The organism is Tenacibaculum agarivorans, from assembly GCF_001936575.1.
GTDB classification, from domain to species: domain Bacteria; phylum Bacteroidota; class Bacteroidia; order Flavobacteriales; family Flavobacteriaceae; genus Polaribacter; species Polaribacter agarivorans.
The window spans coordinates 128551-145844 of record NZ_MSMP01000004.1; the positions used below are offsets into that span (position 1 = coordinate 128551).

The 17294-nt window shown below is 30.5% G+C and carries 17 protein-coding genes; 12 read left to right on the top strand and 5 right to left on the bottom strand.

Annotated features, from left to right (window positions below):
* Window positions 1–5: 5 nt before the first annotated feature.
* Together BVC87_RS23915 and BVC87_RS04435 are read left to right on the top strand one after the other, a co-directional pair.
* Window positions 6–173 (top strand): hypothetical protein, encoded by a 168-nt coding sequence (locus tag BVC87_RS23915; RefSeq protein WP_317041723.1) that lies wholly within the window; start codon window positions 6–8, stop codon window positions 171–173.
* Between the two features lie 9 nt (window positions 174–182).
* On the top strand, window positions 183–890 hold the full coding sequence (locus tag BVC87_RS04435) for a pirin family protein (RefSeq protein ID WP_317041724.1): 708 nt from the start codon (window positions 183–185) through the stop codon (window positions 888–890).
* A 16-nt stretch (window positions 891–906) separates the two neighbouring features.
* Here the strand turns inward: BVC87_RS04435 and BVC87_RS04440 are convergent, their stop codons facing one another.
* Window positions 907–3294, bottom strand: a complete 2388-nt coding sequence (locus tag BVC87_RS04440; protein WP_075341146.1) for a penicillin acylase family protein — start codon at window positions 3292–3294, stop codon at window positions 907–909.
* A 70-nt stretch (window positions 3295–3364) separates the two neighbouring features.
* Between BVC87_RS04440 and BVC87_RS04445 the strand changes: the two genes are divergently transcribed.
* The 5 genes from BVC87_RS04445 to BVC87_RS04465 all read left to right on the top strand — a co-directional run bounded on the left by BVC87_RS04445 (window position 3365) and on the right by BVC87_RS04465 (window position 7716).
* Window positions 3365–4513, top strand: coding sequence for a DegT/DnrJ/EryC1/StrS family aminotransferase (locus BVC87_RS04445; protein ID WP_075341147.1), 1149 nt, complete (start codon window positions 3365–3367; stop codon window positions 4511–4513).
* A gap of 6 nt (window positions 4514–4519) precedes the next feature.
* On the top strand, window positions 4520–4939 hold the full coding sequence (locus BVC87_RS04450; RefSeq protein WP_075341148.1) for a hypothetical protein: 420 nt from the start codon (window positions 4520–4522) through the stop codon (window positions 4937–4939).
* 5 nt (window positions 4940–4944) lie between these two features.
* Window positions 4945–5952: a UDP-glucose 4-epimerase GalE gene (gene galE, locus BVC87_RS04455; RefSeq protein WP_075341149.1), complete on the top strand. Its 1008-nt coding sequence runs from the start codon at window positions 4945–4947 to the stop codon at window positions 5950–5952.
* 589 nt (window positions 5953–6541) lie between these two features.
* Window positions 6542–7102: a TetR/AcrR family transcriptional regulator gene (locus BVC87_RS04460; protein ID WP_075341150.1), complete on the top strand. Its 561-nt coding sequence runs from the start codon at window positions 6542–6544 to the stop codon at window positions 7100–7102.
* A 62-nt stretch (window positions 7103–7164) separates the two neighbouring features.
* Window positions 7165–7716, top strand: a complete 552-nt coding sequence (locus BVC87_RS04465) for a carboxymuconolactone decarboxylase family protein (RefSeq protein ID WP_075341151.1) — start codon at window positions 7165–7167, stop codon at window positions 7714–7716.
* Between the two features lie 39 nt (window positions 7717–7755).
* On the opposite strand, the gene fabD is transcribed toward BVC87_RS04465, so the two are convergent.
* Complete coding sequence (fabD, locus tag BVC87_RS04470) at window positions 7756–8640, bottom strand: ACP S-malonyltransferase (RefSeq protein WP_075341152.1); 885 nt, start codon at window positions 8638–8640, stop codon at window positions 7756–7758.
* Between the two features lie 67 nt (window positions 8641–8707).
* On the opposite strand from fabD, the gene BVC87_RS04475 reads away from it, so the two are divergent.
* The 5 genes from BVC87_RS04475 to BVC87_RS04495 are packed head-to-tail and all read left to right on the top strand — an operon-like array spanning window position 8708 to window position 13019.
* Window positions 8708–9412 (top strand): queuosine precursor transporter, encoded by a 705-nt coding sequence (locus tag BVC87_RS04475; RefSeq protein WP_075341153.1) that lies wholly within the window; start codon window positions 8708–8710, stop codon window positions 9410–9412.
* An 18-nt stretch (window positions 9413–9430) separates the two neighbouring features.
* Window positions 9431–10690 carry a mechanosensitive ion channel family protein gene (locus tag BVC87_RS04480; RefSeq protein WP_075341154.1) on the top strand — a complete coding sequence of 420 codons (1260 nt, stop codon included), beginning with the start codon at window positions 9431–9433 and terminating at the stop codon, window positions 10688–10690.
* Window positions 10680–11726, top strand: coding sequence for an ABC transporter permease (locus BVC87_RS04485; protein WP_075341155.1), 1047 nt, complete (start codon window positions 10680–10682; stop codon window positions 11724–11726). Before BVC87_RS04480 ends, BVC87_RS04485 begins: the two co-directional genes overlap by 11 nt.
* Window positions 11727–11758: 32 nt before the next feature.
* Window positions 11759–12205 carry an acyl-CoA thioesterase gene (locus BVC87_RS04490; protein ID WP_075341156.1) on the top strand — a complete coding sequence of 149 codons (447 nt, stop codon included), beginning with the start codon at window positions 11759–11761 and terminating at the stop codon, window positions 12203–12205.
* Complete coding sequence (locus BVC87_RS04495) at window positions 12198–13019, top strand: DNA/RNA non-specific endonuclease (protein WP_075341157.1); 822 nt, start codon at window positions 12198–12200, stop codon at window positions 13017–13019. Before BVC87_RS04490 ends, BVC87_RS04495 begins: the two co-directional genes overlap by 8 nt.
* A 139-nt stretch (window positions 13020–13158) precedes the next feature.
* On the opposite strand, the gene BVC87_RS04500 is transcribed toward BVC87_RS04495, so the two are convergent.
* Genes BVC87_RS04500 through BVC87_RS04510 form a run of 3 tightly spaced genes read right to left on the bottom strand, consistent with a single transcriptional unit; the run spans window position 13159 to window position 17293 of the window.
* Window positions 13159–15138, bottom strand: coding sequence for a protein-disulfide reductase DsbD family protein (locus BVC87_RS04500; protein ID WP_075341158.1), 1980 nt, complete (start codon window positions 15136–15138; stop codon window positions 13159–13161).
* A 16-nt stretch (window positions 15139–15154) separates the two neighbouring features.
* Window positions 15155–16465, bottom strand: a complete 1311-nt coding sequence (gene tilS, locus BVC87_RS04505; protein ID WP_075341159.1) for a tRNA lysidine(34) synthetase TilS — start codon at window positions 16463–16465, stop codon at window positions 15155–15157.
* Window positions 16466–16471: 6 nt separating this feature from the next.
* Window positions 16472–17293, bottom strand: a complete 822-nt coding sequence (locus BVC87_RS04510; RefSeq protein WP_075341160.1) for an alpha/beta hydrolase — start codon at window positions 17291–17293, stop codon at window positions 16472–16474.
* Window position 17294: the final 1 nt, after the last annotated feature.

The following is a 17294-nucleotide window of genomic DNA, read 5'->3' on the forward strand; positions in this document are numbered from 1 at the left end:
AAACTATGGGAAATAATAAATTAATAGTTGATGAGCGTCAAACCGATTTAGGTAATTTTATGGTGGGTAGGTTACTCCCTTTTAGAAAAAAAAGACAAGTAGGCCCTTTCACTTTTATAGATCATATGGGACCTGCCGTAATTGGTGATGGTAAGTTTATAGATGTAGATTAGCATCCATATATTGGATTATCAACATTAACTTATTTATTTGAAGGAGAAATTGAACACAGAGATAGTACTGGAGCACAACAAATTATCACACCAGGTGATGTTGGTTTTATGACTTCTGGAAGTGGCGTAACACATACGGAAAGAACACCTAAAGAAAGTAGAAATAAAACGAAACATACATTACACGGCTATCAAATTTGGGTGGCATTGCCCATAGCAAAAGAAGAAATGAATCCTCGTTTCGATTTTTATCCCAAAGAAGCTATTCCTACTTGGGAAAAGAACAATGTAAAAATGAAACTTGTTGCCGGTAATGCTTTTGGCAAAAGCTCTCCTCTTCAGGGATACTCTCCTTTATTTATGGTGGATATTTTTGCTAAAGAAGAAACTACACTACAATTAGGAGGACAAGTAAAAGGTGAAATTGCTTTTGTAATAGTAAAAGGAAGTATTAAAACACAAGATCAAAGAGTTGAAGCTGGACAAATGTTAATCAGTAAAACAGATGATGCATGTGAAATTTGTTTAGAAAAACACACTCAGATATTACTTTTTGGAGGCAAACCCTTACCAGAAGAACGTATTCTAATGTGGAATTTTGTATCTCACAATAAGGAAAGATTATTAAAAGCTAAAGAAGGTTGGAAAAACAAAAAATTTCCAAAAGTTCCTAATGACAATACATATATCCCCTTTCCTGAATTAAAAAACAAATAACGAAAAAACTATAAACTTAATTTTTAGGTTTAAACACTAACTTATTTTTAGACTTTTTAATTTGTTCTTCATTTAACAACATTACATCCATTTGCTCATTCACATATTTCTGTGCTTGATCTTTATAATGAGGACTAAATCTATTTCCACTCTGCCCTGTTGGAATCATTCCTAAACTCTTATCTACAGCTGAAAAATCAACAACACGTCTAGAAGAAGGTATTGATGACACTTTATAAACTCCTGTGCTATCTAGTTTAAAACCTAATTTATTAATAATATCATCTCCTCCATTCACTTCAAAAGGACCAACATTAAAATACTTCCTTAACAATCCTCCAGCCTTACCAATGGCATGTCCATGTTCCATAGAAAAAACTCTTTTCCATTGCCATTCATCACTGTTTTTTCCTAATTGATTTTCTAAAAAAGTAACCGTATTTTTTATTGATTGTGTTAAGACATCTTTTCTTCCCTCTTTTTTTTCTTTTGTTTTCACGTTATCCCACCAAACAGATTCTTGTCTACTAATTTGTGTAGAAAGACATTTCTTTTTTAATGATGCCGCATTTAAAAATAGTTCAAACAAATCTTTTCCTAATTCATCTGCATAGGTACCTTTGTAAAATTCATACATAAACCTATTATAAATTGTTGGAGCTACATAATCTTTCATATAAGTTCCATCCCAATCTTTCAGCTTCTTAAAAACTTCTTTTTCATTATCTTTCAAATCTTTTTCATCAATAACTTTAGATATTTCTTGGATAACTTCAACAGCCACAACTGAATTTACATCATGAATCATTTTGGCAATATCTTCTTTAGTAAAATCATCTTTACTCTCCAATATATTTTTAATTCTTTTAGCTCTATCTTCATTTGAATAATATCCCGGATATAATCTTCCTCCTATAGAATCTGGTTGATTATTTGCAGAATACACAAAATTCCATTCAGGATTTATAGCCTGTGGATTTTCTGAAAAATCATGATAACCTATGATTTCATCCTTTCCTGAAGCTCCATCCAAGAACAATTTTGTATTTAAACTATCTCTATGTTTATATAATTTTGCTGAAGCAAACCAAGCTATGTTATCCTTGGCATCTCCGTACATAACATTTAATCCTGGTGCATGAATCTTAGAAACTGTATTTCTAAAACCTAAAAGTGAAGTGGCATGAGACAATCCATAAGAAACATCTAATAAGTCATTTGGTAATTGCGTATAAGCCCATTGCATTGCAATAGGTTTAGTAGATTCTATTTGATTTATAACATCATTAACTATTGGACCATGCTTACTTACCCTTATTTGATATGAAGTATCTTCTCCATTTTTAACTTTTATTGTTTTATTTCTAAGCTCATATTTTAAAAACCCTTCTGAGGTTTTATATTCAAGATCATTATTAGGGTTATTTTCTTCAATATAAAAATCGATATCATCATTTTGTAACATTGTTAAACCATACGCATATGCTGTATTGTGCCCTAATAAAGGAAAAGGTGATAAAGCTAAATTAAAACCGTACATCTCAAAATCTGGAGTTTTAATGTGATTTTGAAACCAAACACCAGGTTGTGCAGAACTTATATGAGGATCGTTAGCAAATATTACTTTTCCATTTTTTGTTTTTTCTGGTCCTAATACCCAAGAATTACTTCCCATAAAACTTGGTACTGGAAGCGTTTCCATTATTTTGTGCACTTCTGCAGCAAACTGTGCTTGAGTATTTAAATTTCTTGCATTATGCATTAGTGTAGTTTTTTCAGGAGAAATTCCTAGTTCTTCTACATATTTATTTCCTAATTTATTTTGAACTTCAGTCAAAAAAGGATCTACCTTATGAGCAGAAGCAAAACTAAAAGACATATAACCAAAAACATTATACATATCTCTTTCAGTAAACTTTTCTTTTTCTAATCCAAGCAGATAATATTCTACAGGTGTAGCACCATTTTCTATAAATTCATTTACACCATCTAAATATGCTTTAGCTAATTTATATTGTTTAGATGTTTTATCTAAATTTGAAATCGTTTTACTAGCAGCTTCTTCTATTCCTAGACTCGAAAAAAACATATCTGTTTTAACCATTGTCTCACCAAATACTTCGCTCAATCTACCTGCAGCAATTCTTCGAATCAATTCCATTTGCCACAATCTATCTTGTGCATGCACATATCCAAAAGCTCTATAAGCATCCTCTTGATCTTGAGCATTAATATGCGGAACTCCATTTCCATCATAGTACACAGTAACTTCTTCTTTCAAATTAGGCAGTTCAAGTTCTCCGCTATATTTAGGTTTTAACATAATGCTAGTAACCCAAAAACATACAAGTAATAAAGCAGCAACAATAACAATGAAAAAAGTTAGTTTTTTTAATAGTTTCATTAGGACATAATTTTATCAAATATAACTGTTTTAAATTTGTACTTTTGAGTAAACAAACTTGACTAGGTTTATGAAGAAAATTCATATGGTTGACTTACAAAGTCAATATCAAAAAATAAAAGAAACTATAGATACTTCAATACAAGAAGTTTTAAATTCTTCAGCATATATTAATGGTCCTTATGTTAAAGATTTTCAAGCTGATTTAGAAAAATATTTGAAGGTAAAACATGTAATTCCTTGTGCTAACGGAACAGACGCGCTGCAAATAGCAATGATGGGACTTGGATTACAACCTGGTGATGAAGTAATTACTGTTGATTTTACTTTTGCTGCCACAGTAGAAGTTATTGGGTTATTAAACTTAACTCCAGTTTTAATTGATGTTGAACCTGATTCATTTAATATTGATATTGAAGCTTTAAAAAAGGCTATTACACCTAAAACAAAAGCTATTGTACCAGTTCACTTATTTGGACAGGTAGCCAATATGGAAGCTATTTTAGAAATTGCTTCACAACACAATCTGTTTGTTATTGAAGATAACGCACAGGCTATTGGTGCTAATTATACTTTTAAAGATGGTACAAAGAAAAAAGCAGGAACAATCGGAAATGTTGGTACAACTTCTTTCTTTCCTTCTAAGAATTTAGGTTGTTATGGTGATGGTGGCGCTATTTTTACTAATGATGATGAATTAGCACACACTATCAGAGGTATTGTAAACCACGGTATGTATAAAAGATACTATCATGATGTAGTAGGAGTTAATTCTCGTTTAGATAGTATTCAAGCAGCGGTATTAAAAACTAAACTTCCTTTGTTAGACGAATATTGTAATGCCAGAAGAGATGCTGCTAGGTATTACAATAATGCATTTGCAAACAATGAACATATAGAAACACCTACTAGCTCTTCATGTGGACAAATTTGTGATTCATGCGATTGCCATGTTTTTCATCAATATACACTTCAAATTAAAAATGGGAAGCGTGATGAATTACATCAACATTTACTAGATAATGGAATTGCTAATGCTATATATTACCCGGTTCCTTTACACCAGCAAAAAGCATATACGAATGAACGTTATAACGAAGATGATTTTAAAGTAACCAATACTCTTATCAATACAGTGATCTCATTACCTATGCATACTGAATTAGATGAAGAGCAATTGGCTTTTATAACCAAAACTGTAAACGACTTTTTAAAATAAGGAATTATGGATCAGAAAGTAAAACTAATGCAAGTTATACACATAGCACTTGTAATTGGTGTTTCTCTGATATACTTTGTTTTAGGAAATGTTATGAATAATTTTTTCAATTTCAATGAGTTTAATATTTCTTCTGTTCCGTTTTTAACTATTCCAATAATCGCAGTATTTGCTGGAAATTTTATGTTTAAAAATGTCATAAAAACAATAAAAAAAGAAGCTTCTTTACAGCATAAATTAGTCACTTATCAAACGGCTTCTATTATTCGTTGGGCTATTTTAGAAGGAGCTAGTATGATTATTTTACTTATTAAACCAGACCTTATACTTATTGGAATATGCCTTATTTTTTACATGGCTTTTCTAAGACCAACAAAAGAAAAAATTATACAAGATTTACAACTTAAAACATCTGATTTTAAATAAAAATTATGAAAAAAATATTAGTTACTGGAGGATTAGGTTTTATTGGCTCTCACACTGTAGTTGAGCTTTTGAATGCAAATTTTGATGTTGTTATTATTGATGATTTATCCAATTCAAAAATTGAAGTTTTAGATAGTATTCAAGAAATTACTGGTAAAAAGCCAGATTTTTTTAATATTGATCTAAGAGTAAAAGAAAAAGTGAATCATTTCTTCAGTGAAAATCATATTGATGGTATCATTCATTTTGCAGCTTTCAAAGCGGTAGGAGAAAGTGTACAAAAACCTCTAGATTATTATGAAAATAATATCGGTAGTTTGGTGTACTTGTTACAGGAAATGAGAGATCGAAAATTAGATAATTTTATTTTTAGTTCTTCTTGTACTGTCTACGGTCAAGCAGATGAATTACCTATTACTGAAAATGCACCTATAAAACCAGCAGAGTCTCCTTATGGAAACACCAAACAAATAGGAGAAGAAATTATAAAAGATACATGTAAAGCAAACGGATTGAATGCAATTGCTTTACGTTATTTTAATCCAATAGGTGCTCATGATACTGCTAAGATTGGTGAACTGCCTCTTGGAGTTCCTCAAAACTTGATTCCTTATGTAACGCAAACCGCTGCAGGTATTAGAGAACAACTTTCTATTTTTGGAGATGATTATGACACACCTGATGGTACGGCTATTAGAGATTACATTCATGTTGTTGACTTGGCCAAAGCTCACATTGCTGCTTTACAAAGATTAATTGAGAAGAAAAACGATACTAATTTTGAGTTTTTTAATGTTGGTACAGGTAAAGGAAGTTCTGTGTTAGAAATTGTAAAAGCCTTTGAAAATACTACACAACAAAATTTAAATTATAAAATTGTAGGTAGACGTGAAGGTGATGTTACCGCTGCTTATGCTGATACTACTATTGCAAACGAACAATTAGGTTGGAAAACTGAAAAAACACTTGAGGAAGCATTACTTTCTGCCTGGAAATGGCAAGAAAAACAATAAAATTTACTTTCTCATTTTGACACGATCTATGATTAAAAACTTCGTATAAATTGGTTGAATTATTTTTAATTTACACAATTAATATGCGAAGTTTTTAGTTGTAAATCACATTACAAAATCTTTAATACGATTTACAATTAATTTTTTCGCATATGTCAGTTCGAAACCCTCAACAAAAAATTTGAGAAACGGTTGTAATGACATGTTACTAAAAAAATGACCTATTGATAAGAATTTGTAAAAATCAAGGTAGCAGCATTGGCTGAAAGATGAAAAGCTGTTTGAGCGGTAGCGAGTTCTTTTCATCTGTGGCTGGAGATACCGTAGTATTTTTTAAATTCTTATCATTTCAGTCTTGATTTTTGCTCCTTTGCATCAAGGCAAAGGAGAGGAAATATATAGATCATTTTGAATATTATATAAATATTTATTTTTCAGTGTTTAAAAAAGATGTCAATGATAGATCCTCGACAAAATATTTACAGAAATTATATTCCAACAAATATTTAAGATAAAAATCAAGGAACTATTAAAATTTAGTTAACTATTTTTATATTTCTAAACGATTGTTTAGTTTTGTATCGTAATTATGGCTAGAAAAAAAGCATACATAGAATCTGAAGTTATAGACAAAGCAATGCATTTGTTTTGGAGAAATGGCTATGAATGTACTTCAATGCAGCAATTAGAGGCTGAAATGGGTATTAATAAATTTTCTATATATGCTAGCTTTGGTAGTAAAACAGGTGTTTTTCTAGAAAGTATAAAAGCGTATAAACGTAAACTAAGTGAGATTACTGTTAAACTTGAGCAATCTAATAATGGTGTTGAAGGAGTTAAACAATATTTTTATGACTTCTTAGAATTCTCTAAGGATAAAAGTAAGTTTGTTAGAGGATGTCTAATTACCAATACAGCAAATGAACTTAATGAAGATTCAGATCCTACTATAAAAAAACAACTAACTGATTTCACTAGTCATATTAGAACTTTATTTGAAAATAATGTAAGACAAATGAATAGTTTATCTGAAGTAGAAATCCAAGAAAAAGCTGACTATCTCATCATATCTATGTATGGTTTAGCTTCAGCTAGTAGAGTATTTACCAAATCTCAATTAGATATTTATATAGAGAATATTTTTAAATAAAATTTTTTTTAACCCATAACTAAACGATTGTTTAGTTATTAAAATCGATCAATTTATATATTATGAGTACATTAAAAATCCACACTATTGAATCTGCTCCTGAAGGCAGCAAAAAACAATTAGAAGAATCTGTAAAAGCTTTTGGAATGCTTCCAAACTTACATGGAGTATTAGCTGAATCTCCAGCTATTTTGGAAGGTTATAAAAAACTACATGAATTATTTTCTACTCAAACATCATTTAATGCTGAAGAATTAACTGTAGTTTGGCAAACTATAAATGTAGAACACGAATGTCATTATTGTGTTCCAGCTCATACTGCTATTGCGCATATGATGAAAGTAGATGATCAATTAATTGAGGCTTTAAGAAATAAAGCAGCTATGCCAAATGCTAAATTACAGGCACTACATGATACTACATTAACATTAGTAAGAAACAGAGGAAATATTTCTGATGAGGAATTGACTTCTTTTTACGAAGCAGGTTATAACGAAAAACATGTTCTAGAAATCATTTTAGGTTTATCTCAAAAAGTAATCAGCAATTATGTGAATCATATTGCAAATACCGAGGTAGATGAGCCTTTCAAAAAATTTGCTTTAGTACACTAAATATCAAAAGAGCTCGCTTTACGCGAGCTCTTTAATTTATTATTCTAGAGTAACTCCAGAAGCAGTAACACTTCTATCAATCTTTCTCATTAATCCTTGTAAAACCTTTCCTGGTCCAACTTCTACAAACTCAGTAGCCCCATCAGTTATCATTGCTTGAACACATTGTGTCCATTTTACTGGTGCAGTCAATTGAGCAATTAAATTTGTTTTAATTTCTTCAGGATCTGTCACCGCTTTTGCTACTACATTTTGATATACAGGACAACTAGGCGTATTAAAATTAGTTTCTTCAATTGCTTTTGCTAATTCTTCTCTAGCTGGTTCCATTAATGGAGAATGGAAAGCTCCACCAACTGGTAAAACTAAAGCTCTCTTAGCTCCCTTTTCTTTTAATGCTTCACAAGCCTCATTTATTGCCGATATCTCTCCTGATATAACCAATTGACCAGGACAATTATAATTAGCAGCTACTACTACACCTTCTATTGAGCTACAAACTTCTTCTACAACTTCATCTTCTAAACCAAGTACTGCTGCCATAGTAGATTCTTGCATTTCACAAGCTTTTTGCATAGCTAAAGCTCTTTTAGAAACTAGCTTTAGCCCATCTTCAAAAGATAAAACATTATTGGCTACTAATGCTGATAACTCACCTAAAGAATGTCCTGCTACCATTTCAGGTTTAAAATCTTCTCCAAGTACGTTAGCTAAAATTACAGAGTGTAAAAAAATAGCTGGCTGTGTAACTTTTGTTTGTTTTAACTCTTCAGCTGTACCTTCAAACATTATGTCTGTAATACTGAACCCTAAAATAGAATTCGCCTTTTCAAAAAGTTCTTGAGCTAACGAATACTTTTCGTACAGGTCTAATCCCATTCCTGTAAATTGTGCTCCCTGTCCAGGAAAAATATATGCTTTCATAAATCTATTTTAATCATTTGTTTAACATTGCAAACATAATCAATTTTAATTTTGTTATTTTCGTTGTATGACTAGTAAAAATAGGGCTCTCGCTCAGAATATATATTTAATTTTAGCCGCATTATTTATTGCTTCTCTAGTTGCTTCGAATCTAATTTTTCAAAAGTTCTTTTATTGGTATCCTTTTGACATGGAGCTATTTGGAGTAAAATTATTTGAAGTTTCAGTTGGTCTATTACCCTATCCAATAACCTTTTTAATTACGGATATTTTATCTGAAATCTATGGACAGAAAAAGGCTAATCAAGTAGTAGTAGCAGGAATTTTTGCCTCTCTTTTTTCATTAGGAATAATTTTTATTGGTAATTATGCACCCGCTACACCATGGTCTCCAGTTAATGATGAAACATTTAATCTTGTTTTTGGTGCTACACCACTCGCTGTTTTAGCTTCAATGATGGCTTATTTATTTGCTCAGTTTATAGATATTAAAGTATATCATTTTTGGAAAAACCTTACTAAAGGCAAATATTTATGGTTACGTAATAACTTTTCAACATTTACTTCTCAATTCATAGATACTTTAACCGTACTACTCCTTTTATGTTCTTTTGGAATTATTCAGTGGGATAAATTTTTAGGTTTATTAATCAGTGGAGTATTGTTTAAAATTCTTATTGCTGCGTTAGATACACCTTTTTTATATGGGTTTGTATACCTGTTTAGAAAACAATTCAACTTAAAACCTGGAGAAGAAATTCAAAATATTTAAAAAAATAGCTTCAAACTTATGAATAAGTTTTTTTACCATTTTTTAAAAGAACAACTTGGAGTATCTCATGAATTGGCAATATACTTCAATGTAATATGCAACTTATTAATTATAGCTTTTTTGGGTTTTATCTTGTTCAAGATTATTAAATATTATGGAAGTAAACTCATTAGAAAAATAGCTAATAAAACCAAGACAGAATTTGATAATATTTTAATTCATAATGCCTTCTTTTTATCTCTTTCAAGAGTTTTAATTTTCTTTATTATTTATGGGTCTTTGGACTTTTTACTAATCGATTTTCCTCAACTTTTAGAATATTCACATCGTTTTGTGAATTTATTAATCCTCATTAGCATAGTTTGGTTAGTAAAAAGTATACTTCAAAGTATAAAGGACTTTTTACGTACACTTATTGCTTTTAAGGATAAACCTTTGGAAAGTTATGTCCAAATATTCATGATTATTTTATGGATTATAGCTTTAGTTGTTTCATTCTCTATTATTACAGGAAAACCTTTACTGCGCTTTTTTACCACACTAGGTGCTTTTTCTGCTGTTTTACTTCTTATTTTTAAGGATACCATATTAGGATTTGTCGCTAGTATTCAAATCTCAGTATATGATACTGTAAGACTTCAAGATTGGATAACAATGGAAAAATATGGTGCTGATGGAAACGTTATAGAAATTAATCTTACCTCTGTTGTAGTAAAAAACTTTGATAATACCATTACCAGTATTCCTACCTACTCTTTGATCTCTGATTCATTTAAAAACTGGAGAGCAATGAGTAATTCAGAAGGGAGAAGAATAAAAAGAGCTATTTCTTTTAAAATTAATAGTATTCACTTTTTAACTGAAGAAGAAATAAACGAATACAAAAAAATTGAACTCATTACTAATTATGTTATTGAAAGATCTAATGAGGTAAATGCTTTTAATACTAAGAATAATATTGACAAATCTTTACTTATTAACGGAAGAAATCTTACCAATTTCGGTATGTTCAGAAAATACATTGATATTTATCTAAAACGTCATCAAAATATCAATCAAGATTTACTTTTTATGAGTCGTCAATTAGCACCAACTCCAAACGGAATTCCTTTAGAAATTTATGCTTTTAGTAGTGAAAAAGAATGGGTAAAATATGAAAGAGTTATGGCTGATATTTTTGATCATATTTTTGCTAGTGTACGATTTTTCAATTTAGAAATCTTTGAAAACCCTTCTAGCCTAGATATAGTAAATCTGAATACTAAACATGAAAAATAGTATAAGACACAATAAAGTAGGCATTTTTAGTCTATCCTATATCATTTTTTGTGGTATTGTAGCTTTATTCTGTTATGTATTAGCTCCTGATAATAGTAATTCTGCCAATCAAATGCATTTAGAAATTCATTCTAAATCTCCTGGTTTTTCTACATTAATGCTAAAAGTTCCAATTGAAGACGTTTCTGAAAATTCTTGGATTGAGACCTTTCTTAGAGGTGCAAAAATTCATTACAACGAAATCCCAATAAAATCCTATACCCAAAATGATCAAAAACTTGGGTACACACAACTTTCAGACGGTTTAAAAAAAGAGATAGATCTTTCAATATTTAATTTTAAACCTGAAAATTACATCACAACCAAAACTTTTTATTTTGGTACAGATAAATATGGAAGAGATTTATTAAGTAGATTACTAATAGGGGCTAGAATTTCATTCTTTATAGGCTTTATTGCTGTTTTTATTTCTTTACTCATAGGAATTCCAATAGGAGCATTAGCTGGGTACTATGGAAAAAGAATAGACACTTTCATCATGTGGATTATTAATATTACTTGGTCTATTCCCACATTATTACTAGTAATCGCTTTTGTATTAATACTGGGTAAAGGTTTTTGGCAAGTTTTTATCGCAGTAGGATTAACCATGTGGGTTGAAGTTGCTAGAGTTGTTAGAGGTCAGGTTATAAGTGCTAAACAAGAACAATATGTTGAAGCGGCTAAAGTATTAGGATTTTCAGATTTTAGAATTATCTTTAAACATATACTCCCTAATATTTTAGCGCCCTTAATTGTTATTTCTGCTGCTAATTTTGCTGCTGCTATACTTATAGAAAGTGGTCTAAGTTTTTTAGGTATTGGAGCTCAACCTCCTACCCCATCATGGGGTTCAATGATTAAAAACCATTATAACTATATTATACTTGGTAAACCGTTTTTAGCAATTATTCCTGGTTTGGCAATTATGAGTTTAGTAATGGCCTTTATGCTATTAGGAAATTCACTTAGAGATGCATTGGATGTGAAAAGTTAAGTTTGTACTTTCGCTTCTTTTAAAAATATCACATGAATTTTACAGTACAGTTTACTACTAGATGGGCAGATTTTGATGCCAATATACACATGCGCCATACAGCTTATAATGATTACGCCGCAGAGTCACGTTTACGTTTTTTTAATAAATTTGGGATAACTATTCATGACTTTACCAAAGAAAAAGTAGGACCAATTTTATTTGAAGAGAATACAAAATTTTTAAAAGAAATACATTTAGGCGAAGATATTTCTGTTAATCTTAAAATTACTGGGTTATCAGAAAAAGGAGAACGTTGGAAAATTCAACACGAAGTTTTTAATAGTCAAGGAAAACTCTCGGCTGTTATTAATGTTTACGGAGCATGGTTAGATTTGGCTAAAAGAAAACTTACCGTTCCTCCTACTAAATTTCAGCACATTTTTAAAGATGCCGAAAGAACAGAAGATTTTAAAGAAATACCATTAAAAAGTGAATAAAAAAAGAATCATTGCTGCGCTATTATTAAGCGCAGTTTTAGTTTATAAGTATTATTTAGACAGACGTGATAACGCTACTAATAAAGAAACTCATAAACAGCAAAAAGATAATACTATAAAAGATGTAAACTCTTTTAACTATTTACCTACATCTACTACTAAACAAATTGTACAACATCAATATTATACTCTCTCTTATAGCGAGCAACATGAACAAGCTGAATGGGTAGCATATGTATTGGATAAAAATGATATAGCACATACTAATTTTAAACGTCCATTTTTTATCGAAGATCCTAAAGTACAAACAAAATCAGCCCATTGGAGGAATTATAAAAAATCGGGTTACGATAGAGGTCATTTATGCCCTGCTGGAGATAGAAAATTCTCTAAAGAGGCATTTGATGAAACTTTTTATACTTCTAATATCTCACCTCAAAAGCATGATTTTAATTCTGGAATATGGAACAAATTGGAACAGAAAACACGTTATTGGGCGAAAAAATACAATCAATTGTATGTAGTTACTGGAGGGGTTTTAGAGAATAATAAAAAACTACGTATTATAGGTAAAGAGAAGGTCTCTGTTCCTAATGCTTTTTATAAAGTTTTGTTGGATTATAAGCAACCTGAAATTAAAGCTATAGCATTCTTAATACCCCATAAAGAAAGTAAGAAACCATTGTATGAATTTGTGGTTTCAATAGATGAATTAGAAGAAAAAACAGGTATCGATTTCTTTTATAATTTACCTGATGGTTTAGAAAAAAAGCTAGAATCAAGTACCAATTATAAAAATTGGTCTTTTAGATAGTAAGATCCTCTAAGGTATACAATCGGAATATTTGAAAGGAATATATTTCAAATTTTAAATAGACTTGATGTATCTACTCTTTAATGAATAAAAAAAGGAACGCTAAAGCGTTCCTTTTTTTATTTGAAATTATATTGTCTTACTGCTTAAAACGTTTTAAACCGTCTTTTAACCAGTTATAATATGTTAACTTATCAGTATACTGTTGTGGAGAGTTTAATAACTCCATATCAGCAGTCATTTGAACATAATAAGGTTGTGAAGCATTTTTAAAGTTTACAGATTGTAATGTAGCCCACTTTTCACCATATGTTCTAATTTTCTTGATTTTACCACTAGGCTTTACAAAATCAAATTGTTTTTCTGGTGGTAATGTATTTTCATTATCATCAACATAAAGAGAAATTAATACATAGTCATCTTTTAATGTTGCATAGATATTGTTCTCACTCCAAACATTTTCTTCCATCTTACGACAGTTTACACATGCCCAACCTGTAAAGTCTAATAATACTGGTTTATTCACTGATTTAGCATATGCTATACCTTCATCAAAATCTTTAAAACAATTCAAAGCTAAAGGACACTTATCACTTTCTTGATTGTAAATACTATAAAACTGTGGAGGTGGGAAACCACTCAACAAACTTTGATTCCAAACAGGCTTCTTCATAACCCCTGGAGCTAAATACACAGCGAAACCAAGTACTAATAATCCTAAGACAATTCTCATACCAGATACTCTTCTTATTTTTTCTCCACCTGGGAACTTAATTACTCCAAACATAAATAATGCTGCCAGTATAGTAATTAGTAACCAAATACCAATAAAGATTTCTCTTTTTAATACGTTCCACTGACCTACTAGATCTGCATTTGATAAGAATTTGAATGCTAACGCTAATTCAATAAAACCTAACATTACAGTTACTGCCTTCATCCAGAAACCAGATTTTGGTAATGATGATAATAAGTTAGGGAATAATGCGAAGAATGCAAATGGTAAAGCTAAAGCTACACCAAAACCACCCATACCTGCTGTTAATTGCATAGGTCCTCCATCAGAAGTTAATGAACCTGCTAATAAAGATCCTAAAATTGGACCTGTACAAGAGAAAGATACAATGGCTAAAGTAACTGCCATGAAGAAAATACCTAAAATACCTCCTATTCCAGAAGCACTGTCTGTTTTATTACTCCATGAACTTGGTAATGTGATCGTATAAAAACCGAAGAAAGATCCTGCAAAGAACACTAATACTATAAAGAAGAATATGTTCAACCACATATTTGTTGAAATAGTATTTAATATCTCTGGATCTAAACTATCAGCAAAGTGGAAAGGTAAACTCAATGCAACATAAATTGCAGCAATAAAGAAACCATATAATATAGAGTTTGTTATACCCTTTGATTTTTTTTGTGATTGCTTAGTAAAGAAAGATACTGTTAAAGGTATTAATGGGAATACACAAGGAGTTAAAAACGCTATTAATCCTCCTAAAAACCCAAGTAAAAATATATTTAATAAATTACCTTTATTGTCTTCTCCTCCAGCGTCTTCTCCTAGATTTAATTCTAAAAGTTCCGAATTTTTTAAGTTTAAATTTAATGAGTTAACCATTTTTTGGCTGCCTTCATCAATAGTAGCTACCTCATTAACTACTTCTCCCCCATCTAATGAAAATGTAAAATCATCATCATATGGTAAACAAAACTCTTTACAAACTTGTGCATCAATATTTAGTGATACTTGACGGATACTAGGGTCTTCTAATTTAATACGTTGCGTTAATACAGCTTCTTCTACAAAGAAAATTTCATCTACTCCCCAAATTTCACTAAACTCGGTAGTTGTTTCGCTCTCTTGTGCTTTTCCTTCTAACGTATATCCTGATTCTCCTTCAGAAGGTTTGATTGTCATTGGTAATGATGCATCTTTTGGATTATACTGAGAGTATAAATGCCAATCATCATCTATGTAAACATTAAATATCAAATCATATTCTGTATCTGATATCTTCTTTACAGATGTTTCCACTTCAACAGGATCATCTTGTGCATGAACCGAAAAAGCGAATCCTATAATGAATAAAAATAATGTAAAAACTCTTTTCATTGTGATTGGGGTTATTTTATATATTTACTTTTATAATATTACTGTCTAAATCTGTAGGAACAAATCGTCTATCTTGTCTTTTACCAACTATCCAAACGACCTGGTTTTGTTGGGTGCATAATAACCAAGTTTTCTCTTTGCTAAACTTTGACATTTTCTCGTCTTTAAAAAACTTACTTACCTTTTTCTTCCCTTTCATTCCCGTAGGATAGAAAAAATCACCTTCCTCCCATTTCCTTAAAATCATCGGGAAAGTTACTAAATTTTTGTTAACTAAAATACATTTTTTAGACAGTACTTGTGTTTTCAGGTATTTTTCTACATGAATCGTAGTATGAATGTCTATTTTATTTCGACCAAGACCTATTTCAAACCTGTCAGTTGTATTTGCCTCTTTTTCTTTATCCAAAACAAGCAAACTCTCTCTATTCCTGAGCAATACATGTGTTTTTGACTCTATAAACTTTCCTGTTTCAGCTTGTAATAAATCAGAAACATTGGTCCATTCTGTAAATCCAAAGTCTTTTAACACTTGGTATAGATACGCTTTTGAGTTCGATAATTTTAACACTTTAGCGATATCAATTTTATAGATTTCTTCTTCTTTTTCAAGGATTTTAGCACTTACTTCTTCAATTCTATCGTCAATTATCTGCTTACTTTCACTTAAAAATCCTGAAACCTTATCAAAGGTTTTTAAAATATTGGGATTTATTTCTTTTAACACAGGAACAATTTGATGCCTGATTTTATTTCTAACATATTTTACTTCTTGATTTGTATAATCTTCTCGCCACTCTATACTATGTTCTTTTGCATACTTTAAAATGTCTTCTCTAGAAAAAGTTAATAATGGACGAACTATTTTTCCGTTGACTTCAGGAATACCAATTAGTCCATCTAAACCAGTTCCTCTCGTCAAATTAATTAAAAAGGTTTCTAGATTATCATCCGCATGATGAGCTGTAACGATGTAATCAAAATCATTTTCAATTACTAAACAATCAAACCATTCATACCTCAGTTCTCTAGCCGCAATTTGTGTAGACAATTTGTTTTCTAAAGCATAATTTTTAGTATCAAAAGATATAGTAAAACTATCTATTCCTAATTTCTTAGCGAAAGATTTCACAAAATCTTCATCTTCATCACTATCTTTTCCTCTAAGTTTAAAATTACAATGAGCTAAAGACACTTCAAAATTTAAAGTATACAACAGATGAGATAATACAATACTATCAACCCCTCCTGAAACGGCCACTAATAACTTTTTCTTTATTAAAAATGGTAATTTTTCCTTAATATGACCTTTAAGATCAGTGAGCATATTAAACTATAATTGTTGATTTAACCAATTCACAATATCTTCTTTTACTTCTACTCTACATAAATCGTTATGTAATTCATGGTAAGCTTCGTCATATAACTTAATTGTCGCACTTTCGCAATTCTCTGCAAAAGCTGTACTTCCTTTATAACTAATTAGTTTATCTCCTGTACCATGCAATAGTAGAATTGGCTTTTTATTATGATGTGCGTTTGCTATAGCCCACTCACCTTTTTCCATAAATGCTAATGAAAAATTAGGACTCACTTTACTATGGATTAGAGGGTCGTTTTTATAGGTTTCTACTTCTTTTTCTTCTCTAGAGATAAAATTTGGATCAACTTCATTATCAAGTGTAACTGAAGGTGCTATTTTCTGGATAACTTTTCCCAAAGATAATTTCCATTTTGGTGGTTCAAAAGCTAATCTTAAAAATGCGCTTGTTACCAATGCTCCTTTTAGTTCATTTTCTCTAGAGAGTATATAATTTATAACAGCATTTCCTCCCATAGAGTGTCCGTATAGAAACATAGAATGCTTTCCAAAAATCTCTTTACTCTTTTCAATAAACTGACTAACACTATCTAAAACATACTCATAACCTGGATTATGCCCTCTCTTACCTGTTGTTTTGCCATGTCCATAATGATCAAAAGCAATTACTCCAAAATTATTAGATACAAGAGTAGTAGCAACTTCTGTAAATCTACCTGAATGTTCTCCAAGACCATGTAAAATAATAACTACTGCTTTTATTTGAGTTGGTTGCCAATATTGACCAAAAAAAACAGTGTTATTGTGATTAAATGTGAGTGTATTATGCGTCATT

Excerpts from the sequence above, each read along its gene's own strand:
- BVC87_RS04485 (WP_075341155.1), top strand. The coding sequence starts at position 10,680 with ATGAAAAATAGTATAAGACACAATAAAGTAGGCATTTTTAGTCTATCC.
- BVC87_RS04490 (WP_075341156.1), top strand. The coding sequence starts at position 11,759 with ATGAATTTTACAGTACAGTTTACTACTAGATGGGCAGATTTTGATGCC.
- BVC87_RS04510 (WP_075341160.1), bottom strand. The coding sequence starts at position 17,293 with ATGACGCATAATACACTCACATTTAATCACAATAACACTGTTTTTTTT.
- BVC87_RS04440 (WP_075341146.1), bottom strand. The coding sequence starts at position 3,294 with ATGAAACTATTAAAAAAACTAACTTTTTTCATTGTTATTGTTGCTGCT.
- BVC87_RS04450 (WP_075341148.1), top strand. The coding sequence starts at position 4,520 with ATGGATCAGAAAGTAAAACTAATGCAAGTTATACACATAGCACTTGTA.
- BVC87_RS04460 (WP_075341150.1), top strand. The coding sequence starts at position 6,542 with ATGGCTAGAAAAAAAGCATACATAGAATCTGAAGTTATAGACAAAGCA.
- BVC87_RS04475 (WP_075341153.1), top strand. The coding sequence starts at position 8,708 with ATGACTAGTAAAAATAGGGCTCTCGCTCAGAATATATATTTAATTTTA.
- BVC87_RS04500 (WP_075341158.1), bottom strand. The coding sequence starts at position 15,138 with ATGAAAAGAGTTTTTACATTATTTTTATTCATTATAGGATTCGCTTTT.
- fabD (WP_075341152.1), bottom strand. The coding sequence starts at position 8,640 with ATGAAAGCATATATTTTTCCTGGACAGGGAGCACAATTTACAGGAATG.
- BVC87_RS04445 (WP_075341147.1), top strand. The coding sequence starts at position 3,365 with ATGAAGAAAATTCATATGGTTGACTTACAAAGTCAATATCAAAAAATA.
- BVC87_RS04480 (WP_075341154.1), top strand. The coding sequence starts at position 9,431 with ATGAATAAGTTTTTTTACCATTTTTTAAAAGAACAACTTGGAGTATCT.
- BVC87_RS04465 (WP_075341151.1), top strand. The coding sequence starts at position 7,165 with ATGAGTACATTAAAAATCCACACTATTGAATCTGCTCCTGAAGGCAGC.
- BVC87_RS23915 (WP_317041723.1), top strand. The coding sequence starts at position 6 with ATGGGAAATAATAAATTAATAGTTGATGAGCGTCAAACCGATTTAGGT.
- tilS (WP_075341159.1), bottom strand. The coding sequence starts at position 16,465 with ATGCTCACTGATCTTAAAGGTCATATTAAGGAAAAATTACCATTTTTA.
- galE (WP_075341149.1), top strand. The coding sequence starts at position 4,945 with ATGAAAAAAATATTAGTTACTGGAGGATTAGGTTTTATTGGCTCTCAC.